Here is a 25,740-nt window from a genome sequence, read left to right on the forward strand (position 1 = left end):
ACGGCACCCTAGGAAAGCGAAGCCATTCAATACGAAGTATTGTATAAATAGAGAACAGCAGTAAGATATTTTCTAATTGAAAATTATCTTACTGCTGTTTTTTTAGGGATTTATGTCCCAGCCTCTTTTTGGTTTTAATTTTACAATAATTGCTTAGTATCTTTTAAATCAAATGTGCAATTGTTAATATAGCTCTATATTAGAGTGTTTTGGATGAAACATTTGCTATGATAAGGTAAAATTAAATTAAGAAAGTGCTTTAATGCTTTAACTGTATAAATCATTTAAATAGTTTTGCTACAACGAATATGTTATTATAAGTTACCAAAATATTTTAGAGAAAGAAATCAAACAAATAAATTGTATTTTGTTTGATGCTTTAATACAATGTGGATACTATTCATCGACTGTAAGGAGTGAGATGATATGAGAATAGAACGAGTAGATGATACAACTGTAAAATTGTTTATAACATATAGCGATATCGAGGCCCGTGGATTTAGTCGTGAAGATTTATGGACAAATCGCAAACGTGGCGAAGAATTCTTTTGGTCAATGATGGATGAAATTAACGAAGAAGAAGATTTTGTTGTAGAAGGTCCATTATGGATTCAAGTACATGCCTTTGAAAAAGGTGTCGAAGTCACAATTTCTAAATCTAAAAATGAAGATATGATGAATATGTCTGATGATGATGCAACTGATCAATTTGATGAACAAGTTCAAGAATTGTTAGCTCAAACATTAGAAGGTGAAGATCAATTAGAAGAATTATTCGAGCAACGAACAAAAGAAAAAGAAGCTCAAGGTTCTAAACGTCAAAAGTCTTCAGCACGTAAAAATACAAGAACAATTATTGTGAAATTTAACGATTTAGAAGATGTTATTAATTATGCATATCATAGCAATCCAATAACTACAGAGTTTGAAGATTTGTTATATATGGTTGATGGTACTTATTATTATGCTGTACATTTTGATAGTCATGTTGATCAAGAAGTCATTAATGATAGTTACAGTCAATTGCTTGAATTTGCTTATCCAACAGACAGAACAGAAGTTTATTTAAATGACTATGCTAAAATAATTATGAGTCATAACGTAACAGCTCAAGTTCGACGTTATTTTCCAGAGACAACTGAATAACGATATTAATTAAGCAACGCACTATGAAAGGAGACTCTTTGGAGTCTCTTTTTTTATTGATTTCAAAAGCTGAAAAAGTAATAGTAGTTAAACTTACGTGTAATATTTTGAGGTGAAGATATGTTAGTAGCTTTAAATGAAGAAAAGGAACGTGTGTTAGCAACTACTGCATTGAGAAAGACACAATATTTTTGTCCGGTGTGTGGCAAGCAAGTTATTTTAAAGCGTGGGCTCAAAGTAATTAGTCATTTTGCACATAAACATTTAGCGGAACAAAAATGTTTTAATAATGAAACGATTAAACATTATAAAAGTAAATTGATTTTAGCACAGATGATACAGCAACAAGGATGTAAAGTAGAGATAGAGCCATTTTTAAAAGAAATAAAACAAATTCCGGATATTTTGATTAATAATAAATATGTTATTGAGCTACAGTATTCGCCAATTCCTTATAAACAGATTCTTCAACGAACGGAAGGTTTAAAGAAAATGGGATATAAAGTAAGTTGGTTATTAAATGATGTTGATTATTGTCATAATAAAGTGAAGTTCAATCATTTTCAAAGTATGTTTATTAATCCAATCACTCGAAAACTTCATACGTTCAATTTAGAGAAAAAACAAATAATGATGTTTCAACAAATACAATATTTAGGCGGGCACAAATATGTCGCTGAAAAAAGGAATGCCAAAATTAGTGAGTTGTTTAATGAGGCGCCTTGTGATTATCATGCTGTTTATAAATTATCAAAGTTCGCAATTAATCAATATATCAAATATTGTCGCTGGCAAAATTCTGTTTTAGAACCCACTTTAAGTGCAATATATCAATTACAGTTAACTGATCAAGAAGTAGTGCACAATTATGGTTATATTTTTCCAGAGCAAATTTATATTGAAAATCATCCAATTGAGTGGCAATTACAAGTTGATTTATGGTTAAAGAATGGAAAAAGCAAATTAGTAAGTGACAATCTTAATTATTTTAAACTGAAAAAGTTTATTGTTGGTCTAGAAAGTAAAACAGCAATTATAGAAAAACTTATTAACAATTATTTAAATATTTGTTCAGATAGAGGTAATGACGTGCAAATTTTGTTCTAAAATGAGAAAATTATATCAATTATATTTTATTAGGAGGTTTACTACATATGAGTCAACAATTATCTAGAGAAGAACAGGAACGTAAATATCCTGAATATACATGGGACTTAACAACAATTTTCAAAGATGATGAAGCTTTTGAGGCTGCATTTAAAGAAGTTGAAAATGAGTTAGGCAAAGAAGAACAATTTAAAGGACACATTGGTGATAGTGCTGAGACATTATACAATGCATTAGAATTAGAAGATACATTAGGTACTAAATTAGAAAAAGTATATGTATACGCGCACCTAAAACAAGACCAAGATACAACGAACGACAAGTATACTGGTATGGAGTCAAGAGCACATCAATTAATTATTAAATTTAGCTCGGCATGGAGTTTCTTAGTGCCAGAGATTTTACAAATTGATGAAGATAAAATTCAATCATTTGTAAATTCATATGATAAATTACAAAAATTCGCATTTGATTTGAAGTTGATTAATGAAAAACGTCCTCATATTTTAGATGCTGAAACTGAAAAATTACTAACAGAAGCACAAGACGCATTATCAACGCCATCAAATGTATACGGTATGTTTAGCAACGCTGATTTAGTATTTGAAGATGCGATTGATAAAGATGGAAATGCACACCCGTTAACACAAGGTACATTTATTAAGTATTTAGAATCAGATGATCGCAAACTAAGAGAAAGTGCTTTTAGAAATGTATATAAAGCATATGGTGCTCATAATAATACGCTTGGCGCTACGCTAGCAGGTGAAGTGAAGAAAAATGTATTTAATGCTCGTACACACAATTACAAAACTGCAAGAGAAAAAGCATTGAGTAATAATCATATTCCAGAAAATGTATATGACAATCTAGTAAAAACTGTACATAAATATTTACCATTGCTACATAGATATACTGAATTGCGCAAAGAATTGCTAGGTTTAGATGACTTGAAAATGTATGATTTATATACACCATTAATTAAAGATATTAAGTTTGAAATGCCTTATGAAGAAGCTAAAGAGTGGATGTTAAAAGCATTAGAACCAATGGGTGAAGAATATTTAAATGTAGTTAAAGAAGGCTTAAACAATCGTTGGGTCGATGTCTATGAGAATAAAGGTAAACGTTCAGGTGGCTATTCATCAGGTGCACATTTAACTAATCCATTTATTCTACTTAACTGGTCTAATACTATTTCAGACTTATACACATTAGTTCATGAATTTGGGCATTCAGCACATAGTTACTTCAGTAGAAAATTCCAACCGTCAAATTCTAGTGACTACACTATTTTTGTCGCTGAAGTTGCATCAACTTGTAACGAAGCACTTTTAAGTGATTATATGGATAAACATCTTGATGATGAAAAACGCTTATTATTATTAAACCAAGAATTAGAACGTTTCAGAGCTACATTATTCCGACAAACAATGTTCGCAGAATTTGAGCATAAAATTCATGCAATTGAAGAAGCAGGTGAACCATTAACGCCAACTAGAATGAATGAAGAATATGCCAAATTAAATAAATTATACTTCGGTGATTCTGTAGAAACTGATGAAGATATTAGTAAGGAATGGTCACGTATTCCACACTTCTATATGAATTATTATGTATATCAATACGCAACTGGATACAGTGCAGCTCAAAGCTTAAGTCATCAAATTTTAACAGAAGGTAAGCCAGCAGTAGATAGATATATTAATGAATTCTTGAAAAAAGGTAGCTCAAATTATCCAATTGAGATATTAAAAAATGCTGGTGTAGATATGACAACACCTGAACCAATTGAACAAGCTTGTGAAGTTTTTGAACAAAAATTGAACGCTTTTGAAAAATTAATGAAAGCTTAGTACTATTGTATTCGCTTACATTATGAACAGATTGTGACAATTTAAATTAAGTACTATTAAAAGGTTGAAATGGTAGAGATAGCATGTTATATTATGAACATGAAATTAATCACATAACAAACATACCCCTTTGTTTGAAGTGAAAAATTTCTCCCATCCCCTTTGTTTAGCGTCGTGTATTCAGACACGACGTTTTTTTATGTTCTTTTTTAATAAGAGGGAAGTGAAGTTGTATAAAAATGTATTAAATATGCACTTTTTATACATTAACGATTCATATATGTCTATTATGTACCAAATTTATAATTTGTATAATTTTCGAACTGGTTAAATTCGAAAAATATCACTAATATATTTAGATCGATGTGTAACATTACGTTCTAATAATTTAATGTTGCAAAATTAAGAGTCAGTAAAAAGACCTCGTTACATTTATGGTGTACGAGGTCTTTAATTTATTTATTTTGATTTGATTTTAGGCATTTTAGATTTCCAGAAATCGCCATCTGGATATTTAAGTTTTTCAATTTTTTGTTGAATGGCTAACTTCTTTAACTCTTTGTTTAAAAGTTTTTCTGGCCATTCATAAATAGTAAGTAATTCTTCCATCGTTACAAGTTGTTGTTGCTGTATATAAGTTTCTAATTTAGGAGGAAGATTCTTTTCGATAGGTTTACCCATCAATTCATTAATTATATAAGTATAGATGTGATATGGGTATAATCCTTCGACTTTTAAACCTTCTTCATGAACATCTTCACTAAAGAAAACGAGAGAAGGGGCTTGTTCGATTTCCATTTCTCTTGCAATATGCAAATCAATTTTCAAGCTTTCGGTTAGTTTACTTTTTTGTAAGTCGTCTTTAAATACTTCTAAATCAATACCTGCATTTTGAATACAGTCACAAATCATTGATTCTGTAATAATATCTCTTTTAGGTATGATTTCATTTTGCATTAAATGTATAAATCGTTCGGCACGTACACGACCTTGTAACTCAGCTGCTTTATAAGCTAGGGCGATGTTATCAAAGTTGGATGTACTTTGAGCTTGGCATTTCGTTAATACTTTTAACGAAGGATTTAATATATGTCTGATACGTATATATTGATTATATTCAATTCTTAATTTGGATAAGATTGCTGATAATTTGAAGCAATCGGAGCTAAATGGATCGAAAAATGAATAAATTTCGATTTTACTTACAGGTGATAGATTAATATCTTCACGACTCTTATTTTCCATTATTCGTAATTCTCCAGCCATGTTTATTCACCTACAATTAATTTTAGGAATTCACCATATGATTAGCAGTTAATCTTAAGCACTCAAATAAATAATCTCCAACACCTTGTGGAAACGCAGCGCGATTAATTGCTGTCTGCATATTTTCTAACCATGCATCTCTTTCAAATTCAGTGATTGTAAAATCCATATGTCTTTTTCTTAGCATAGGATGTCCGTGTTCTTCGGTATAAATGTTTGGACCGCCCAAAAACTGTGTTAAAAATTGTTTTTGTTTACGACTTGTTTCTGCAAAATCTCCTGGAAACAGGTGATTAAGTCGTTCATCTTTTTCTACAAGGGTGTAAAAATAATCAATCATATCGTATAACGCTTCTTTACCAATGATGTCATATGGTGTTGTTGTCATTTAATCACCCATTTTCAAAAATTTACTATTACGAACTTAAGTTAATATATAACTAATATAACATGATTTTAAACATTTGAAAGAAATATGCATATTTGCCAATTTAATTTATATTGTTTGAAAGTGTTTCTTTTTTCTTGAAAAAACGTTGAACTTTATTTAAAGGTTGATGATGTTCGAGGTTTAGTTCGTTTAATAAAGATTGGAACTTTTGTAAACCTTGATTATAGTCTTTAACTTCGAACTCTAACTCATAATCCGCAGTATCGAAATACTCACTTTTATCTAAAACGAGTAAATCACCTTTATATTTAGTTTCTTGGCGATATGTCGTTAATGCACCAAGTATTGATAAAGTTGTATCTTTTACACCAAACTGTTCAACTATAATTTGACGAATGTCATCTGGAAGATTGTCGTTTGAAATAATCAAGTTCATCTCTGGTTTAATGTCGACGATATAGTTGTATTCTAATAGACCAACCTTTGCTGGTGTCTTTAAAGTCATTTCATATTGATTGTCTTTAACTCTTATGCGTAGTGCAGAGCGATGTTCCTTTAATTTGAAATCGGGTGTATCAATATAGTAATTGACTTGCTTAAAAAGCACACTGTCTTTAAAATATTTCTCTTGCAATTTATTATAGATTGATGCAGTTATCATTTGTTTAAATTCTATTTCATGATTTGTTGCCATGATATGTATACACCTCGTATCAAATTCAATTTATCTTAACTATATTATGAATGACAAAGTTGAATTTTAAAAGTAATTTCCTTTATCTATTATCAATGTTAATTTGACCATTAAAAATAGTGTTCGTAAGTGTTTTGTATTATTGAATTGTGTTAAAATGTTATGGAATAAGAGGAGGATTAAGCATGCGTTTATATATTAATGAAATTAAAATTAAAGATGACATACTTTATTGTTATACAGAAGATTCTATTAAAGGATTATCTGAAGTAGGACAAATGCTCGTTGATAGTGATAATTATGCCTTTGCGTATACATTAGATGATGGTAAAGCGTATGCTTATCTCATTTTCGTACAAGAAACATGGACGATGTTGCATGAAAACATGACTAAAAAAATTATTATCAATGATGAACTAGAATTGACTGAATTCCACCAAGAACTTACTTATATTTTAGACAACATAAAAGGGAATAATAATTATGGTAAGGAATTTGTTGCAACCGTTGAAGAAACATTCGACATTGAATAAAGCGGGGTGAAGCACTATGAATCAATGGGATCAGTTCTTAACACCTTATAAGCAAGCGGTTGATGAGTTGAAAGTGAAACTTAAAGGCATGCGCAAACAATATGAAGTTGGTGAACAAGCGTCGCCAATAGAATTTGTTACTGGTCGTGTTAAACCGATCGCTAGTATTATAGATAAGGCAAACAAACGACAAATACCATTTGATAGGTTAAGAGAAGAAATGTACGATATCGCTGGTTTAAGAATGATGTGCCAATTTGTAGAAGATATTGATGTTGTCGTCAATATTTTAAGACAAAGAAAAGATTTTAAAGTAATTGAAGAACGAGATTATATTCGTAACACTAAAGAAAGTGGTTACCGCTCGTATCATGTCATTATTGAATATCCAATTGAAACATTACAAGGCCAAAAATTTATATTGGCTGAGATTCAGATTCGTACATTAGCAATGAATTTCTGGGCAACGATTGAACATACTTTACGATATAAATATGATGGTGCTTATCCGGATGAAATTCAACATCGTTTGGAAAGAGCGGCAGAAGCAGCGTATTTACTTGATGAAGAGATGTCTGAAATTAAAGATGAAATTCAGGAAGCTCAAAAATATTACACGCAAAAACGTTCTAAAAAACATGAAAATGATTAACGAGGTGTTATAAATCATGCGTTATACAATTTTAACTAAAGGTGACTCCAAGTCTAATGCCTTAAAGCATAAAATGATGAACTATATGAAAGATTTTCGCATGATTGAGGATAGTGAAAATCCTGAAATTGTTATTTCAGTTGGTGGTGATGGTACATTACTACAAGCATTCCATCAGTATAGCCACATGTTATCAAAAGTGGCATTTGTTGGAGTTCATACAGGTCATTTAGGATTTTATGCGGATTGGTTACCTCATGAAGTTGAAAAATTAATCATCGAAATTAATAATTCAGAGTTTCAGGTCATTGAATATCCATTGCTTGAAATTATTATGAGATACAACGACAACGGCTATGAAACAAGGTATTTAGCATTAAATGAAGCAACGATGAAAACTGAAAATGGCTCAACACTTGTTGTGGATGTTAACTTAAGAGGGAAACACTTTGAGCGATTTAGAGGCGATGGATTATGTGTATCAACACCTTCGGGTTCAACGGCTTATAACAAAGCGCTAGGTGGCGCACTGATACATCCTTCACTTGAAGCAATGCAAATTACAGAAATTGCCTCAATAAATAATCGTGTGTTTAGAACGGTAGGATCACCACTTGTATTACCAAAGCATCATACATGTTTAATATCACCAGTTAATCATGATACCATTAGAATGACGATAGATCATGTTAGTATCAAACATAAAAATGTTAATTCAATACAATACCGTGTAGCAAATGAAAAAGTGAGGTTTGCACGTTTTAGACCATTCCCGTTCTGGAAACGTGTACACGATTCTTTCATATCAAGTGATGAAGAACGATGAAATTTAAGTATCATATATCACAACAAGAAACTGTTAAAGCTTTTTTAGCACGACATGATTTTTCTAAGAAGACAGTGAGCGCCATTAAAAATAATGGCGCTTTAATTGTTAATGATGAACCAGTCACAGTACGTAAGCAATTAATGCCAAATGATATATTAGAAATTCATTTACCGCGAGAAATACCGAGTGTTAATTTAATACCTTATGCTCGTAAGCTAGAAGTATTGTATGAAGATGCTTTTATCATCATAGTTACTAAACCAAACAATCAAAATTGTACGCCTTCGAGAGAACATCCTCATGAAAGTTTAATCGAACAAGTACTATATCATTGTCAGGAACATGGTGAAAATATTAACCCACATATTGTTACGCGTCTAGATCGTAATACAACTGGTATTGTGATATTCGCTAAATATGGACATATCCATCATTTATTTTCTAAAGTAAACTTGAAAAAAATATATACTTGCCTTGTATATGGCAAAACCCATACATCTGGTATTATTGAAGCTAATATTAGACGGTCAAAGGATAGTATTATAACTAGAGAAGTTGCCTCGGATGGTAAATACGCTAAAACATCTTATGAAGTAATAAATCAAAATGATAAATACAGTTTATGCAAAGTTCATTTGCATACGGGACGTACACATCAAATTCGTGTACATTTTCAACATATTGGGCATCCAATTGTGGGAGATTCTTTGTATGATGGTTTTCATGACAAAATTCATGGTCAAGTACTGCAATGTACGCAAATATATTTTGTTCATCCAATCAATAAGAACAATATTTATATTACAATTGATTATAAGCAATTACTTAAATTATTCAATCAACTCTAATTCACACAGGGGGTGTAAGTATGTCAATGAACACAGATGAAAAAGAGCGTGTTCAAGAGGAATTATACGATGAGACATTATTAGATCAATACTTAGAAAATGATGATATTGATCAATTTAGAGATGAATTTCTAGCATTACACACATATGAACAAAGTGAGTATTTTGAAGATACTACCGATGAAAATAGACAAAAGATTTTTCAATATTTATCACCTGAAGAGGTTGCAAATTTCTTTGATCAATTAGATATTGATGACGATGAATATGAGTTGCTATTTGATAAAATGAATGCGACATACGCAAGTCACATATTAGAAGAAATGTCATACGATAATGCAGTAGATATTTTAAATGAGTTGACTAAACCAAAAGTTGCTAGTCTTTTAACATTGATGAATAAAGATGACGCGAATGAAATCAAAGCATTACTTCACTATGATGAGGATACGGCCGGCGGTATTATGACGACGGAGTATTTATCACTTAAAGCGCATACGCCTGTTAAAGAAGCGTTATTATTGGTCAAAGCGCAAGCGCCAGACGCAGAAACAATATATGTTATATTTGTCGTTGATGATGATGGTAAATTAGTAGGTGTTTTATCGCTAAGAGATTTAATTGTAGCTGAAAATGATGCTTATATTGAAGATATTATGAATGAACGTGTCATTAGTGTGAATGTAGCAGACGACCAAGAAGATGTTGCTCAAGTTATGAGAGACTATGATTTCATGGCTGTACCTGTTATAGATTACCAAGAACATTTGCTTGGTATCATCACGATTGATGATATTTTAGACGTTATGGATGAAGAGGCTAGTGAAGACTACTCTCGTTTAGCCGGGGTATCAGATATCGATTCGACTAATGATTCAATCATTAAAACAGCATTAAAACGTTTACCATGGTTGATTATTTTAACATTTTTAGGAATGATTACTGCGACAATTTTAGGGAGATTCGAAAAAACATTAGAAAATGTAGCGCTACTCGCAGCGTTTATTCCTATTATTAGTGGTATGTCAGGAAATTCAGGTACACAATCTTTAGCCGTTTCAGTTCGTAACATTACGACAGGGGAAATTAATGAGCAAAGTAAATTTAGAATTGCATTAAGAGAAGCAGGAAGTGGTGTATTATCGGGTGTTGTATGTTCAACAATATTATTTACAATTATTGTTGCAATATATCATCAGCCACTTTTAGCATTAATCGTTGCAGGAAGTTTAACTTGTGCGATGACGGTGGGGACGTTTGTAGGTTCGATGATTCCATTATTGATGAATAAATTAAATATCGATCCAGCAGTGGCTAGTGGACCATTTATTACAACAATTAATGATATTATTAGTATGTTGATTTATTTTGGTTTAGCTACATCATTTATGGCTTACTTAATTTAAGGAGGAGTTATGGAGTTTTTATCTTTAGTTATTGTTGTTTTAGCAGCGTTTTTAACTCCAATAATTGTCAATCGATTAAATATTAATTTCTTGCCAGTTGTTGTTGCAGAAATTTTGATGGGGATTGTGATTGGAAATTCATTTCTAAATATAGTAGAAAGGGATTCAATTCTAAATATTTTATCAACGTTAGGCTTTATCTTTTTAATGTTTTTAAGTGGTTTAGAAATTGATTTTAAAGCTTTTAAAAAAGATAAACGCGCACGTCAAGGACAAAATGATGATGAATCCTCAATTCCAGGGCATCTTAATCTAGCGTTAACTGTATTTGCATTTATTATGATTATTTCGATTCTTTTAGCTTATGTATTTAAATGGCTTGGATTAGTGGATGATGTGTTATTAATGGTCATTATCATTTCAACTATTTCCTTAGGCGTAGTTGTTCCAACTTTAAAAGAAATGAATATTATGAGAACAACTATAGGGCAATTTATCCTATTAGTAGCAGTACTTGCGGACTTAGTAACTATGATTTTATTAACGGTCTATGGCGCAATCAATGGTCAAGGTGGCAGTACAATATGGTTAATAGGTATATTAGTTGTTTTCACAGCAATTTCATATATTTTAGGTGTTCAATTTAAAAGAATGTCATTTTTACAAAAATTGATGGATGGTACGACGCAAATCGGTATTCGTGCGGTGTTTGCATTAATAATATTATTAGTAGCCCTAGCAGAGGGAGTTGGCGCAGAAAATATATTAGGTGCATTCTTAGCAGGTGTCGTTGTTTCATTATTAAATCCAGATGAAGAAATGGTTGAAAAGTTAGACTCATTTGGTTATGGGTTCTTTATTCCTATTTTCTTTATAATGGTTGGTGTAGATTTAAACATACCTTCATTAATTAAAGAACCGAAATTACTAATTATCATACCGATTTTAATCGTTGCATTTATCATTTCAAAATTAATTCCAGTCATGTTTATTCGACGTTGGTTTGATATGAAAACAACGATTGCATCAGCATTTTTATTAACATCAACATTATCGCTCGTGATAGCTGCAGCCAAAATTTCAGAAAGATTAAATGCTATTTCAGCTGAAACGTCAGGTATATTAATTTTAAGCGCAGTCATTACATGTGTATTCGTTCCGATTATTTTCAAAAAACTGTTTCCAGTTCCAGATGAGTTTAACCGTAAAATTGAAGTTAGTTTAATTGGTAAAAATCAATTAACGATTCCTATAGCGCAAAATTTAACATCTCAGTTATATGACGTGACATTATATTATCGCAAAGACTTGAGTGATCGTCGTCAATTGTCGGATGATATCACGATGATAGAAATTGCTGATTATGAACAAGATGTTTTAGAACGACTAGGTCTGTTTGACCGAGACATAGTTGTTTGTGCCACGAATGACGATGATATTAACCGAAAAGTTGCTAAATTAGCCAAAGCACATCAAGTTGAGCGTGTCATTTGCAGACTTGAAAGCACAACGGACGATACAGAGTTAGTTGATTCAGGTATTGAAATTTTCAGTAGCTACTTAAGTAATAAAATCTTATTAAAAGGTTTAATTGAAACACCTAACATGTTGAATATATTAAGTAATGTTGAAACGTCACTATATGAAATTCAAATGTTAAATTATAAATATGAAAATATTCAATTACGTAATTTCCCATTCGGAGGAGACATCATCTTCGTGCGTATTATCCGTAATAATGAGTCGATTGTTCCGCATGGAGATACACAATTGCGATATGGTGATCGCTTAATTGTTACCGGTGCTAAAGAATACGTTGATGAATTGAAGCAAGAGTTAGAATTTTATTTTTAACAATAATAATATTAAAATGCAGACGTATTTTAGTACGACGTAAAATTAATGATTTTAAAATGCTTGTATGTATATGATTTTGATAAATACATGCTTTTTACGTAAATCAAGTTTGATACAGAAAGGATTAAATCAAACATTTATCGTTGTAATACGTTTAAATAACTTTATTAAAAAGTCATAATAGTGTTAAAATGTATTGACGAATAAAAAGTTAGTTAAAACTGGGATTAGATATTCTATCCGTTAAATTAATTATTATAAGGAGTTATCTTACATGTTAAATCTTGAAAACAAAACATATGTCATCATGGGAATCGCTAATAAGCGTAGTATTGCTTTTGGTGTCGCTAAAGTTTTAGATCAATTAGGTGCTAAATTAGTATTTACTTACCGTAAAGAACGTAGCCGTAAAGAGCTTGAAAAATTATTAGAACAATTAAATCAACCAGAAGCGCACTTATATCAAATTGATGTTCAAAGCGATGAAGAGGTTATTAATGGTTTTGAGCAAATTGGTAAAGATGTTGGTAATATCGATGGTGTATATCATTCAATCGCATTTGCTAATATGGAAGACTTACGCGGACGCTTTTCTGAAACTTCACGTGAAGGTTTCTTGTTAGCTCAAGACATTAGTTCTTACTCACTAACTATCGTTGCTCATGAAGCTAAAAAATTAATGCCAGAAGGTGGTAGCATTGTTGCAACAACATATTTAGGTGGCGAATTCGCAGTTCAAAACTATAATGTGATGGGTGTTGCTAAAGCGAGCTTAGAAGCAAATGTTAAATATTTAGCATTAGACTTAGGTCCAGATAATATTCGCGTTAATGCAATTTCAGCTGGTCCAATCCGTACATTAAGTGCAAAAGGTGTGGGTGGTTTCAATACAATTCTTAAAGAAATCGAAGAGCGTGCACCTTTAAAACGTAACGTTGATCAAGTAGAAGTAGGTAAAACAGCGGCTTACTTATTAAGTGACTTATCAAGTGGCGTTACAGGTGAAAATATTCATGTAGATAGCGGATTCCACGCAATTAAATAATATCATTCAACAGCTTTGTTCACGTTATTATATATGTGAGCAAAGCTTTTTTGCTTTTATAATAATCGGACTGATGGAAAATTATTTGATATTTCATCTGACTGATTTTTTTATGCACAAAAAAATCGCTTCAAAAGCTGTAGTTTCAACTTTTGAGGCGATAGTATCTTATATTATTAAAAGACATCCACAGAATTAGTCCTTAACATTACTGTTTGCTTTATCAATAATGCGTTGGCGGTATTTGAAAATATTACTAACAACCGTTTTAAGTACAGCATATAATGGCACTGCAATCAGAACTAATGTAAAGCCACCTAAATCTCCTGCTGCTAAAATAACAACGATAATTGTTAAAGGATGGATACTTAAAGATTTACCCATTACATTTGGTGTAATGATATTACCTTCAAGTTGGTGTGCAATTAATGTAATGATACAAACCCATATAAATGTAGTAGGACTATCTATAATACCGAGTATTGCTGCAGGTGCAAATGATAACCATGAACCTAAGAAAGGAATTAAGTTTGCGACACCAGCAAATAGTACTAATAAAGGAATATATGGTAAGTCAATAATTGAATAACCGATATATAAGAATATACCTAAAATAACACTGACAGTTACTTGACCTTGAATGTAAGATTTTAATGTAAAGTTTAAATCAGTTAATAAATCTACGAAAAATACTTTACGTTCACCTTTGAAAAATTTAGCAACAGCTGGGATAAATTTTTCATGGTCTTTTAACATATAAATTAAGAAGAATGGAACCATAATCAATAAGAAGATGGTTGAAATTAATGATGTAATGTACTGTAATGAATTAGATAAAATATTAGTAACGCCATCACCCATTGATTTAACCATATTTGTAATTCTACTTGTTACATCTTCAGGTAATTTATCCATTTGAGCTAGTGCGAATTTAATAATTTGCTCTGCTTCTTTTTGTAGGGCAGGTGTCTGACTAATTAAATTGTTGATATTTGAAATGATGATTGGTGCAACAAACGCAACAATTAAGCCGATAATAGCAAACAAAGCTAACATGATTGTTGTTATACTAGCCCATCTTGGAAAACCGACTTTTTCAAGTAAGTTTTGAAAAGGTAGACAGATATAAAATAAAAAACCACTAATTAAAAATGGAAGAAATACAGAACCGATGATTGTAGCTATTGGAGTAAATACTTCGTGCACTTCCATAAATAGTTTGATGAGAATGAACAGCATAATCAGAGCGATGCCAGTTCGGAACCAAACCTTGTTTAACATAAACGATGTTCCTCCTATTTTTCTAAACTTAGTTATTATTTAGTATATCCTAAATAGCAGTGCTTAAAAAGGTTAATATTTTTTAATATACTTAAATTAACCATTCACTTTCTATTTTAAGATATTTACTTTCAATAGTTTGTGAGACTTTTCAATGACTCGTAAGTCTGCAATTGGATCAAACAGCACCAGTTTATATGAATAACTTATTTTAATATTAAACGTGTTTAAATAATGAAATGATCATATTATTATTTATAAGAATATTCTGAAAAATATATTGAAGTGTCTCGTGCTTAATCGTATAATATTTTTATGTTTAAACAATAGGGGGAATCTTATGATTGAAAAATTAGTAACCTTTTTAAATGAGGTTGTTTGGAGTAAGCCATTAGTTTATGGTTTGCTAATTACTGGTGTGCTATTTACATTGCGTATGCGATTTTTTCAAGTTAGACATTTTAAAGAAATGATTCGATTAATGTTTCAAGGAGAGAAGTCTCCTAATGGTATTTCAAGTTTTCAAGCGATAGCCATGTCTTTAGCAGGCAGGGTTGGTACAGGTAATATTGTCGGTGTATCTACTGCAATATTTATAGGAGGACCTGGTGCAGTATTTTGGATGTGGATTACTGCGTTTTTAGGTGCAAGTAGTGCTTTTATTGAATCTACACTTGGTCAAATATTCAAGAGAGTTGAAAATAATGAATACCGTGGTGGACCAGCGTATTATATTGAATATGGTATTGGTGGTAAATTTGGTAAAATTTACGGAATTATCTTTGCTATTGTTACGATTATCTCAGTAGGTCTATTGCTTCCTGGTGTGCAATCTAATGCTATAGCAAGTTCTATGCATAATGCGATTCATGTTCCACAATGGTTAATGGGTGGTATTGTTGTAGTTATTTTGGGATTAATTATTTTTGGTGGTGTACGTAGTATTGCCAATGTTGCAACAGCCGTTGTACCATTTATGGCAATTATTTACATACTGATGGCTGTCATTATCATTTGTATCAATATACAAGAAGTGCCAGCGTTATTTGCATTAATTTTCAAATCAGCATTTGGATTACAATCTGCTTTTGGTGGTATCGTTGGCGCAATGATAGAGATTGGTGTTAAACGTGGATTATACTCAAATGAGGCTGGTCAAGGTACAGGTCCACACGCAGCAGCGGCAGCAGAAGTATCACATCCAAGTAAACAAGGTCTAGTACAAGCATTTTCAGTTTATATTGATACATTATTTGTATGTACTGCAACTGCTCTGATTATACTTATTTCTGGTACATATAATGTGACTGATGGTACGGTTAATGCGAATGGCACACCGCATTTAATTAAAGACGGTGGGATTTATGTTGAAAATGCAACAGGTAAAGATTATTCAGGTACTGCGATGTATGCACAAGCCGGCATTGATAAAGCGTTCCATGGCAGTGGTTATCAATTTGATCCTACTTTCTCTGGCGTAGGTTCGTACTTTATTGCATTTGCTTTATTCTTCTTTGCATTTACTACAATTTTGTCGTACTACTACATTACAGAAACAAATGTTGCTTATTTAACGCGTAATCAAAATAATCAAGTTTCATCGGTATTTATTAATATTGCTCGTGTGATTATTTTGTTCGCTACATTTTACGGTGCAGTTAAAACAGCTGATGTAGCATGGGCATTCGGTGATTTAGGTGTAGGTCTAATGGCTTGGTTAAATATCATTGCGATTTGGATTTTACATAAGCCTGCCGTAAATGCTTTAAAAGATTATGAAATTCAAAAGAAACGTTTAGGAAACGGTTATAATGCAGTTTATCAACCTGATCCGAATAAATTACCTAATGCTGTCTTTTGGTTGAAGACATATCCAGAACGTTTAAAACAAGCACGTGCCAAAAAGTAATCTACTTTTGTTTATAGTATATGTAGTGATCATTTGATAAAAAAAGAAACAGCATTAATAATTTTAGGTGCTCAGAAATTTGAATTTTAAAAATATAGTGTCTCTTGGTACAATAACAATACAACTACTAGGGGGCACTTTTTTATGTTGGAATTTAAAACTGGTAAGATTAATAAACATGTTTTATATAGTAATATTTTAAATAGAGATGTCACGTTAAGTATTTATTTACCAGAATCTTATAATCAACTTGTTAAATATAATGTCATTCTTTGCTTTGACGGATTAGATTTTTTACGTTTCGGGAGAATACAACGTACATATGAATCGTTAATCAAAGAAGCGCGTATTGATGATGCGATCATTGTTGGATTCCATTATGAAGACGTTGATAAGCGTAGAGAGGAATTTCATCCACAAGGAAGTCGTTCTCATTTAACTATTCAATCAGTCGGTAAAGAAATATTGCCATTTATTGACTCGACGTTTTCTACACTGAAAGTAGGTAATGCAAGGTTATTAGTAGGGGATAGTTTAGCGGGTAGTATTACCTTATTAACGGCGTTGACCTATCCAACGATTTTTAGTCGTGTAGCAATGTTAAGTCCACATTCAGATGAAAAAGTATTAGATAAGCTAAATCAATGTGCTAATAAAGAACAATTGACAATTTGGCATGTCATTGGTCTAGATGAAAAAGATTTCACTTTACCAACAAATGGTAAGCGTGCCGATTTCTTAACACCGAATAGAGAATTAGCTGAACAAATTAAGAAATATAATATAACTTATTATTACGATGAATTTGAAGGTGGTCACCAATGGAAAGATTGGAAACCATTGCTGTCAGATATATTATTGTATTTTTTACGTAAAAACACAGATGATCAACATTATGAGTAATTTACATTAGTAGATTTAGTATGAATTGTCTTCATATAGTTTGGTCTATAATATAATTTATAAAAGATTTTACTGTTTGATTTAATTTAAATTTGTCGAAATTGCAAAAGATGTATAATGAATTATTTTTAATGTAACGGTTTTCAAAGAAATTTGATATAATAGCAATAGGTTAAACAAAGGAGGAATTCAGATGATTTTAGGATTAGCATTAATTCCATCAAAGTCATTTCAAGAAGCGGTGGATTCTTACCGTAAAAGATATGATAAACAGTATTCACGAATTAAACCACATGTGACAATTAAAGCGCCATTTGAAATTGAAGATGGTGATTTAGATTCTGTCATTGAACAGGTTAGAGCTCGTATTAATGGTATACCAGCAGTAGAAGTTCATGCTACAAAAGCTTCTAGCTTCAAACCAACGAACAATGTGATTTACTTTAAAGTTGCGAAGACGGACGACTTAGAAGAATTGTTTAATCGCTTTAATGGAGAAGATTTCTATGGAGAAGCTGAACATGTTTTTGTGCCACACTTTACAATAGCACAAGGACTATCTAGCCAAGAATTCGAAGATATTTTTGGTCAAGTAGCATTAGCTGGGGTAGACCATAAAGAAATTATCGATGAATTAACTTTGTTACGTTTTGACGATGACGAAGATAAATGGAAAGTTATTGAAACGTTTAAATTAGCTTAAGTAACATAATAGTATTGTTAATCGTAGTATGTTTGAATTAATAAGAAAATGGTCATTTTTATTGAATGTAATAAAAATGACCATTTTCTTTATTTTAAAATACGTTTTAACCTTACTTAGCTTTTTCTCTATTTGCTATAAAGTAGCTTCCATAAAATACAGCTAAGACTAAAAAGATTAATGCCGAGAAATAAAATGTATTGTTTAAATTGTTGGTAAATTGTGTAATTAATCCGCCAAATAATGGCCCTATCATTGAGCCGAATCCTTGGATACTATTAAAAACACCCCAAGTTTCTTCTTGTTCATCTGATTTGATAAATCGTGCCATAAAGGTATTCCATGCTGGTAATAAGATGCCATACATTAGACCGATAGCTAAAGCGATAATCCACACGATGTGAATATTAACAATCATAGATAGAGTAAAAATTAATATCATGTATAAAATAAATCCGCTTAGAATAACACCATACATAAAGTTTCTGCTGCGGTTATCTATTAGTTTCGATAAAAATAGCATCGAAACTGCACAGCCGATACCACCAATAATGATTGCAACAGTATATTCAATTGTGCTTACGTTAATAACCTTAGTAGCATATGTTGGTAATATAGGAACTAGGGCAGCAATTGCGGCACCTTGTAAAAGAATACCAGGGAACAACAATAAATGGCGCTTTGTCACATCAACAATTTGTCTCAATTGAGCTTTAACTGGACGAGTATTATAATTTGTTAACTTTACATCGACAAAATAATATAATATCCATGCAATTAAAACGACTAAAGACATCATGAAGGCAAAGCGTGTTGGGTGCACTTTGATAAGTAGATTCATAAAAACCATACCTACCAATAGGCCTAACAACCATGAAAAATAAACATAGCCCATTTGTTTGCCACGTTTATCTTCTTCAACACTGGATAACATAATGACCCAAATAGGACTAACTGCAATACCGAGCATCATAGCACTAAATATGATTACAAAAGGTGATGCTGGAAACCAAATAACTAAAAATAAACTTGTAAATGCTAAAATAAATCCAGTCGTTAAAACGATTTTTGTGCCGAATTTTTTCAGTAAAAATCCTATAACAAAGTTTGTAGATGCATCAGCAATAAAATGTATTGAAAATGCTAGAGACGTTATTGCTACAGCAATGGATGTAACTGTTGGCAAGAAATTAATATAGCTTAGGATATACATGCCTCTCGCAAATTCCATTAAAAATAAGATAATAAGCATTAAAATGAAATTTTTATGATTAGCGTAATTATTTAACGAAGAATCTTGCATATAAAGGAACCTTTCCATAAATCTCTTGTGGTTGTGATGAATGACCGATTAAATCAAGTAAGTCTCGACATATTGTCTGTGTAGCATACTTAATTTTATCTTGTTCCATTGTACTAATCATGTTAGTTAATTGCTCATTACCGTTAGTTAAACTTGCTACAATTTTTATTGCTTCTTCTGGAGTATCAGCGATTTTACCAAAACCTTTTTCTTCAAAGTAAAGGGCATTTTCAAGCTCTTGACCAGGTGCAGGATTTAGGAAAATCATTGGAATACAACGGGCGAAACCTTCAGTTATTGTGATACCACCAGGTTTCGTAATCATAAGTTGACTTGATGCCATCCATTCATTCATGTGTTTGGTATAACCTAGAATCAATACATTCTCGTTAGATTTAAACTTAGCTGTTAAAGAACGCTTTAGCTCTTTGCTCTTACCACAAATCATAACTACTTGTGCATTTGCACTTTTCGCTAATATATCAGTAATCATCGTGTCAAAACCTTTAGATACACCAAATGCACCAGCTGACATTAAAATAGTTTGCTTATCTGGATCTAAGTTGTTGTCTATTAACCACTGCTTTTGATTAATAGGCGTTTCAAATTTGTTATCAATAGGAATACCTGTCACTTTAACTGTTGAAGGATCAATACCTACGTCTATGAAGTCTTGTTTCGTTTCTTTTGTTGCCACATAATATCTTGTTGAATACGGCGTAATCCAGTTTTTATGTAAGCGATAGTCTGTCATCACTGTAGCAACTGGAATATTAATGTTAAATTGCTCAGTTAGTACCGACATAACTGGTGTAGGAAACGTTAATAATATTAAATCTGGCTTTTCTTTTATCAATAAATTAATTAACTTATTAAGTCCATAGTATTTGTAAAAACATTTGTCTAGTTTATCTGGGCGGCTGTAATAAAACCCTTTGTACATATTTCTAAAATATTTAAAGCTATTGATATACCATTTTTTACAAATAGAAGTCAAAATTGGATGAGCTTCCATAAATAAATCGTGCTCAATGACGCTTAAATGGTCTAGATTCATATCATTAAGTTGATTAACGATACTCTGTGTAACTTGCATATGACCGTTACCGAATGAGCCAGTAATAATCAATATCTTTTTATTTTGAGTAACCATTAATAGCCACCCTCCGTTAGTTTGAAAATTTTATTTAAGTGTAACTTATTTTACGGCATTATAAAAGAAATAAAGACGCAAAGTCGTTACATTTATAGCAATTTTAATCTATAGATGAATTGATACAAAATAAAACGTTATTTTATAAAGCAATTTATTGTTCTATGTTTTATTTGTATATTTAAAATTATCCAGTATACAATTATAGCATATTTTTGGAAACAATTATGATATTATACCATGTTACAAGATGGTTTTAATAATTTAAGATGAGCCATAATTGTAAAACTAATTCATAATACCGTATGTTTTATTTTTAATAGTAGAAATTAGAAAATGCTGATTAGTAGGATATAACAGTGAAATTATAAATTTATTAACATCAACAAAACGTGTATAATAAACATATTGTAGAAAAAGGAGCGGTTCAGTTTGGATGCAAGTACGTTGTTTAAGAAAGTAAAAGTAAAGCGTGTATTGGGTTCTTTAGAACAACAAATAGATGATATCACTACTGATTCACGTACAGCGAGAGAAGGTAGCATTTTTGTCGCTTCAGTTGGATATACTGTAGACAGTCATAAGTTCTGTCAAAATGTAGCTGATCAAGGGTGTAAGTTGGTAGTGGTCAATAAAGAACAATCATTACCAGCTAACGTAACACAAGTGGTTGTGCCGGACACATTAAGAGTAGCTAGTATTCTAGCACACACATTATATGATTATCCGAGTCATCAGTTAGTGACATTTGGTGTAACGGGTACAAATGGTAAAACTTCTATTGCGACGATGATTCATTTAATTCAAAGAAAGTTACAAAAAAATAGTGCATATTTAGGAACTAATGGTTTCCAAATTAATGAAACAAAGACAAAAGGTGCAAATACGACACCAGAAACAGTTTCTTTAACTAAGAAAATTAAAGAAGCAGTTGATGCAGGCGCTGAATCTATGACATTAGAAGTATCAAGCCATGGCTTAGTATTAGGACGACTGCGAGGCGTTGAATTTGACGTTGCAATATTTTCAAATTTAACACAAGACCATTTAGATTTTCATGGCACAATGGAAGCATACGGACACGCGAAGTCTTTATTGTTTAGTCAATTAGGTGAAGATTTGTCGAAAGAAAAGTATGTCGTGTTAAACAATGACGATTCATTTTCTGAGTATTTAAGAACAGTGACGCCTTATGAAGTATTTAGTTATGGAATTGATGAGGAAGCCCAATTTATGGCTAAAAATATTCAAGAATCTTTACAAGGTGTCAGCTTTGATTTTGTAACGCCTTTTGGAACTTACCCAGTAAAATCGCCTTATGTTGGTAAGTTTAATATTTCTAATATTATGGCGGCAATGATTGCGGTGTGGAGTAAAGGTACATCTTTAGAAACGATTATTAAAGCTGTTGAAAATTTAGAACCTGTTGAAGGGCGATTAGAAGTTTTAGATCCTTCGTTACCTATTGATTTAATTATCGATTATGCACATACAGCTGATGGTATGAACAAATTAATTGATGCAGTACAGCCTTTTGTAAAGCAAAAGTTGATATTTTTAGTTGGTATGGCAGGCGAACGTGATTTAACTAAAACGCCTGAAATGGGGCGAGTTGCCTGTCGTGCAGATTATGTCATTTTCACACCGGATAATCCGGCAAATGATGACCCGAAAATGTTAACGGCAGAATTAGCCAAAGGTGCAACACATCAAAACTATATTGAATTTGATGATCGTGCAGAAGGGATAAAACATGCAATTGACATAGCTGAGCCTGGGGATACTGTCGTTTTAGCATCAAAAGGAAGAGAACCATATCAAATCATGCCAGGGCATATTAAGGTGCCACATCGAGATGATTTAATTGGCCTTGAAGCAGCTTACAAAAAGTTCGGTGGTGGCCCTGTTGATCAATAAAAGATTTATTGATGAAGGTAAAACTATTGATGTTTATTTATTCGAAGCATTAAATAACCAGATAATCATTGCTATACCAGATTGGTTTTGGTCATATCAGATGGCAATGACATTAGATGAAGAAACTTGTTTTGAAGCAATACTCATGCAATTGTTTGTTTTTAAAGAAGAGGAAGAGGCAGAATCGATTGCATCACAACTAACAGATTGGATAGAAACATATAAAAAGGAGAAAGACTAATGAACTTAAAGCAAGAAGTTGAGTCTAGAAAGACTTTTGCGATTATTTCACATCCCGATGCAGGGAAAACAACGTTAACTGAAAAACTATTGTACTTCAGTGGTGCTATTCGTGAAGCGGGTACAGTTAAAGGGAAGAAGACTGGTAAATTTGCGACAAGTGACTGGATGAAAGTTGAACAAGAGCGTGGTATTTCTGTAACTAGTTCAGTAATGCAATTTGATTACGATGATTATAAAATCAATATCTTAGATACACCAGGACATGAAGACTTTTCAGAAGATACGTATAGAACATTAATGGCAGTTGACAGTGCTGTCATGGTCATAGACTGTGCAAAAGGTATTGAACCACAAACATTGAAGTTATTTAAAGTTTGTAAAATGCGTGGTATTCCAATCTTTACATTCATTAATAAATTAGACCGAGTAGGTAAAGAACCATTTGAATTATTAGATGAAATCGAAGAGACATTAAATATTGAAACATACCCTATGAATTGGCCAATTGGTATGGGACAAAGTTTCTTTGGCATCATTGATAGAAAGTCTAAAACAATTGAACCATTTAGAGATGAAGAAAATATATTACATTTGAATGATGATTTTGAGTTGGAAGAAGATCATGCAATTACAAATGATAGTGCTTTTGAACAAGCGATTGAAGAATTAATGTTGGTTGAAGAAGCGGGTGAAGCCTTTGATAATGACGCGCTGTTGAGTGGAGACTTAACACCTGTATTTTTCGGTTCAGCTTTAGCTAACTTTGGTGTACAAAATTTCTTAAATGCATATGTTGATTTTGCGCCAATGCCAAATGCGAGACAAACAAAAGAAGACGTTGAAGTAAGCCCGTTTGATGATTCATTTTCAGGATTTATCTTTAAAATTCAAGCCAACATGGACCCTAAACACCGTGATAGAATTGCCTTTATGCGTGTCGTTAGTGGTGCATTTGAACGTGGTATGGATGTTACTTTGCAACGTACTAATAAAAAGCAAAAGATCACACGTTCAACGTCATTTATGGCAGACGATAAAGAAACTGTGAATCATGCTGTAGCAGGCGATATCATTGGACTATATGATACTGGTAATTATCAAATTGGAGATACTTTAGTTGGTGGAAAACAAACCTACAGTTTCCAAGATTTACCACAATTTACGCCAGAAATTTTTATGAAAGTTTCTGCTAAAAACGTCATGAAACAGAAGCATTTCCATAAAGGTATTGAACAATTAGTACAAGAAGGTGCGATTCAATACTATAAAACATTACACACAAACCAAATTATTTTAGGTGCTGTTGGTCAGTTACAATTTGAAGTTTTCGAACATAGAATGAAAAACGAATATAATGTTGATGTTGTTATGGAGCCAGTAGGCCGTAAAATTGCACGTTGGATTGAAAATGAAGACCAAATTACAGATAAGATGAACACATCAAGATCGATTTTAGTGAAAGATAGATATGACGATTTAGTATTCTTATTTGAAAATGAATTTGCAACAAGATGGTTTGAAGAGAAATTCCCTGAAATTAAATTGTATAGTTTACTTTAACAGCTCAATTGTATAATCGAATTTGTTACATTAAAAATAATTGTTTCGTTGAAGAAAAATAAATTGTATATTTTAAAAGAAAAAGGTATACTATGATGTATCAAATGAATAACCTATGGCATTTTGTCAGAGGGGAGTAACTTAAGAATCATGACCGTATAAATGATTCGACACTTTATCGTCATTACGAAGATATCTTCCGGTAAAGTGGGCAATTTAAATTGCTTAGTGAGACCTTTGCTATTTATTTAGCATAGGTCTTTTTGTTTGTACTTAACTTATTTATTTAAAGGAGTTGTACATGTTAATGGATCCAAGTTTGATCTTACCTTATTTATGGGTACTTGTCGTTTTAGTATTTTTAGAAGGCTTATTAGCAGCAGATAACGCGATTGTTATGGCTGTAATGGTTAAGCACTTACCACCCGAACAACGTAAAAAAGCTTTGTTTTACGGTTTGTTAGGTGCATTTGTATTTAGATTTTTAGCATTATTCTTAATTAGTATTATCGCGAACTTTTGGTTTATTCAAGCTGCAGGAGCGGTTTACTTAATTTATATGTCAATCAAAAATCTGTGGCAGTTCTTTAAACACCCAGAAATTGAAAGTCCTGAAGCTGGAGATGATCATCATTATGATGAATCTGGTGAAGAGATTAAAGCAAGTAACAAATCATTCTGGGGAACTGTGTTGAAAATAGAATTTGCAGATATCGCATTTGCCATTGATTCTATGCTTGCTGCTTTAGCTATTGCTGTAACACTTCCTAAAGTTGGTATTCACTTTGGTGGTATGGACTTAGGTCAGTTCGTAGTCATGTTCCTAGGTGGAATGATTGGTGTTATTCTAATGCGTTATGCAGCAACATGGTTTGTAGAGCTATTAAACAAATATCCAGGACTTGAAGGTGCAGCCTTCGCGATCGTTGGTTGGGTAGGTGTTAAATTAGTTGTCATGGTATTAGCGCACCCAGACATCGCTGTATTGCCTGAGCACTTCCCACATGGCGTATTATGGCAATCTATTTTCTGGACAGTACTAATTGGATTAGTAATTATCGGTTGGTTAGGTTCAGTTGTTAAAAATAAAAAATCGCATAAATAATTGATGTGAAGCGGACAATCTTAATTTAGTTTA

Annotated in this window: 23 protein-coding genes and 1 riboswitch; of the genes, 17 read left to right on the plus strand and 6 right to left on the minus strand. The window is 32.0% G+C overall.

All coding sequences use genetic code 11. The annotated features are described in order from the left end of the window. Positions 1 to 426: 426 nt before the first annotated feature. The 3 genes from mecA to pepF all read left to right on the plus strand — a co-directional run bounded on the left by mecA (position 427) and on the right by pepF (position 4,109). A complete protein-coding gene (mecA, locus tag IDG63_RS08260) occupies positions 427 to 1,146 on the plus strand; it encodes an adaptor protein MecA (RefSeq protein WP_001217728.1) in 720 nt (239 codons plus the stop codon). Between the two features lie 120 nt (positions 1,147 to 1,266). Continuing rightward, a complete protein-coding gene (locus tag IDG63_RS08265) occupies positions 1,267 to 2,253 on the plus strand; it encodes a competence protein CoiA (RefSeq protein WP_000959289.1) in 987 nt (328 codons plus the stop codon). Positions 2,254 to 2,300: 47 nt separating this feature from the next. Then, entirely contained in the window at positions 2,301 to 4,109 is a 1,809-nt protein-coding gene (pepF, locus tag IDG63_RS08270; protein ID WP_000082725.1) for an oligoendopeptidase F, read from the plus strand. 459 nt (positions 4,110 to 4,568) lie between these two features. On the opposite strand, the gene yjbH is transcribed toward pepF, so the two are convergent. The 3 genes from yjbH to IDG63_RS08285 all read right to left on the minus strand — a co-directional run bounded on the left by yjbH (position 4,569) and on the right by IDG63_RS08285 (position 6,460). Then, positions 4,569 to 5,375, minus strand: coding sequence for a protease adaptor protein YjbH (yjbH, locus tag IDG63_RS08275; RefSeq protein ID WP_000896697.1), 807 nt, complete (start codon positions 5,373 to 5,375; stop codon positions 4,569 to 4,571). A gap of 22 nt (positions 5,376 to 5,397) precedes the next feature. Beyond that, a complete protein-coding gene (locus IDG63_RS08280; protein ID WP_000214069.1) occupies positions 5,398 to 5,763 on the minus strand; it encodes a truncated hemoglobin YjbI in 366 nt (121 codons plus the stop codon). 103 nt (positions 5,764 to 5,866) lie between these two features. Further along, entirely contained in the window at positions 5,867 to 6,460 is a 594-nt protein-coding gene (locus tag IDG63_RS08285; protein WP_000224619.1) for a CYTH domain-containing protein, read from the minus strand. A 185-nt stretch (positions 6,461 to 6,645) separates the two neighbouring features. Between IDG63_RS08285 and IDG63_RS08290 the strand changes: the two genes are divergently transcribed. The 7 genes from IDG63_RS08290 to fabI all read left to right on the plus strand — a co-directional run bounded on the left by IDG63_RS08290 (position 6,646) and on the right by fabI (position 13,630). After that, on the plus strand, positions 6,646 to 6,993 hold the full coding sequence (locus IDG63_RS08290; RefSeq protein WP_001242102.1) for a UPF0738 family protein: 348 nt from the start codon (positions 6,646 to 6,648) through the stop codon (positions 6,991 to 6,993). 16 nt (positions 6,994 to 7,009) lie between these two features. Next, entirely contained in the window at positions 7,010 to 7,645 is a 636-nt protein-coding gene (gene yjbM, locus IDG63_RS08295) for a GTP diphosphokinase (RefSeq protein WP_001077683.1), read from the plus strand. A gap of 16 nt (positions 7,646 to 7,661) precedes the next feature. Next, positions 7,662 to 8,471 (plus strand): NAD kinase, encoded by an 810-nt coding sequence (locus IDG63_RS08300; RefSeq protein WP_001270834.1) that lies wholly within the window; start codon positions 7,662 to 7,664, stop codon positions 8,469 to 8,471. Beyond that, a complete protein-coding gene (locus IDG63_RS08305) occupies positions 8,468 to 9,322 on the plus strand; it encodes an RluA family pseudouridine synthase (protein ID WP_000669923.1) in 855 nt (284 codons plus the stop codon). Before IDG63_RS08300 ends, IDG63_RS08305 begins: the two co-directional genes overlap by 4 nt. 20 nt (positions 9,323 to 9,342) lie before the next feature. Next, positions 9,343 to 10,728 carry a magnesium transporter gene (gene mgtE, locus IDG63_RS08310; RefSeq protein ID WP_000062407.1) on the plus strand — a complete coding sequence of 462 codons (1,386 nt, stop codon included), beginning with the start codon at positions 9,343 to 9,345 and terminating at the stop codon, positions 10,726 to 10,728. Between the two features lie 9 nt (positions 10,729 to 10,737). Next, on the plus strand, positions 10,738 to 12,582 hold the full coding sequence (locus tag IDG63_RS08315; protein ID WP_000395152.1) for a monovalent cation:proton antiporter family protein: 1,845 nt from the start codon (positions 10,738 to 10,740) through the stop codon (positions 12,580 to 12,582). 277 nt (positions 12,583 to 12,859) lie between these two features. Continuing rightward, positions 12,860 to 13,630 (plus strand): enoyl-ACP reductase FabI, encoded by a 771-nt coding sequence (gene fabI / locus IDG63_RS08320; RefSeq protein ID WP_000933195.1) that lies wholly within the window; start codon positions 12,860 to 12,862, stop codon positions 13,628 to 13,630. 195 nt (positions 13,631 to 13,825) lie between these two features. Here fabI and cozEa read toward each other — a convergent pair whose 3' ends face one another. Then, positions 13,826 to 14,911, minus strand: a complete 1,086-nt coding sequence (gene cozEa, locus IDG63_RS08325) for a lipoteichoic acid biosynthesis protein CozEa (protein ID WP_000933105.1) — start codon at positions 14,909 to 14,911, stop codon at positions 13,826 to 13,828. 340 nt (positions 14,912 to 15,251) lie between these two features. Here cozEa and IDG63_RS08330 point away from each other — a divergent pair, with 340 nt between their 5' ends. The 3 genes from IDG63_RS08330 to IDG63_RS08340 all read left to right on the plus strand — a co-directional run bounded on the left by IDG63_RS08330 (position 15,252) and on the right by IDG63_RS08340 (position 18,426). After that, on the plus strand, positions 15,252 to 16,820 hold the full coding sequence (locus tag IDG63_RS08330) for an alanine/glycine:cation symporter family protein (protein WP_000570700.1): 1,569 nt from the start codon (positions 15,252 to 15,254) through the stop codon (positions 16,818 to 16,820). Positions 16,821 to 16,964: 144 nt separating this feature from the next. Then, positions 16,965 to 17,723 carry an esterase family protein gene (locus IDG63_RS08335; RefSeq protein WP_000889191.1) on the plus strand — a complete coding sequence of 253 codons (759 nt, stop codon included), beginning with the start codon at positions 16,965 to 16,967 and terminating at the stop codon, positions 17,721 to 17,723. Between the two features lie 193 nt (positions 17,724 to 17,916). Continuing rightward, positions 17,917 to 18,426 carry a YjcG family protein gene (locus tag IDG63_RS08340; RefSeq protein WP_000600387.1) on the plus strand — a complete coding sequence of 170 codons (510 nt, stop codon included), beginning with the start codon at positions 17,917 to 17,919 and terminating at the stop codon, positions 18,424 to 18,426. A gap of 112 nt (positions 18,427 to 18,538) precedes the next feature. Here IDG63_RS08340 and ltaA read toward each other — a convergent pair whose 3' ends face one another. Beyond that, positions 18,539 to 19,729, minus strand: coding sequence for a lipoteichoic acid biosynthesis MFS flippase LtaA (ltaA, locus tag IDG63_RS08345; RefSeq protein ID WP_001154224.1), 1,191 nt, complete (start codon positions 19,727 to 19,729; stop codon positions 18,539 to 18,541). Further along, the gene (locus IDG63_RS08350; protein WP_000258650.1) at positions 19,707 to 20,882 is read right to left on the minus strand and encodes a diglucosyl diacylglycerol synthase; all 1,176 of its coding nucleotides are present in this window, start codon (positions 20,880 to 20,882) and stop codon (positions 19,707 to 19,709) included. Before IDG63_RS08350 ends, ltaA begins: the two co-directional genes overlap by 23 nt. 432 nt (positions 20,883 to 21,314) lie before the next feature. Between IDG63_RS08350 and IDG63_RS08355 the strand changes: the two genes are divergently transcribed. The 4 genes from IDG63_RS08355 to IDG63_RS08370 all read left to right on the plus strand — a co-directional run bounded on the left by IDG63_RS08355 (position 21,315) and on the right by IDG63_RS08370 (position 25,707). Further along, positions 21,315 to 22,799 (plus strand): UDP-N-acetylmuramoyl-L-alanyl-D-glutamate--L-lysine ligase, encoded by a 1,485-nt coding sequence (locus tag IDG63_RS08355; RefSeq protein ID WP_000340119.1) that lies wholly within the window; start codon positions 21,315 to 21,317, stop codon positions 22,797 to 22,799. Further along, positions 22,789 to 23,040, plus strand: coding sequence for a YueH family protein (locus IDG63_RS08360; protein ID WP_000608862.1), 252 nt, complete (start codon positions 22,789 to 22,791; stop codon positions 23,038 to 23,040). The genes IDG63_RS08355 and IDG63_RS08360 overlap by 11 nt, the downstream gene beginning before the upstream one ends. Then, the gene (locus tag IDG63_RS08365) at positions 23,040 to 24,602 is read left to right on the plus strand and encodes a peptide chain release factor 3 (protein ID WP_001049951.1); all 1,563 of its coding nucleotides are present in this window, start codon (positions 23,040 to 23,042) and stop codon (positions 24,600 to 24,602) included. Before IDG63_RS08360 ends, IDG63_RS08365 begins: the two co-directional genes overlap by 1 nt. Before the next feature lie 119 nt (positions 24,603 to 24,721). Continuing rightward, positions 24,722 to 24,829, plus strand: a riboswitch (yybP-ykoY riboswitch). 74 nt (positions 24,830 to 24,903) lie between these two features. Continuing rightward, positions 24,904 to 25,707, plus strand: coding sequence for a TerC family protein (locus tag IDG63_RS08370; RefSeq protein ID WP_000928413.1), 804 nt, complete (start codon positions 24,904 to 24,906; stop codon positions 25,705 to 25,707). The last annotated feature ends 33 nt before the right edge of the window (positions 25,708 to 25,740 follow it).

The sequence above is a fragment of the Staphylococcus sp. EG-SA-14 genome (assembly GCF_017151935.1).
Classification (GTDB): Bacteria; Bacillota; Bacilli; order Staphylococcales; family Staphylococcaceae; genus Staphylococcus; species Staphylococcus aureus.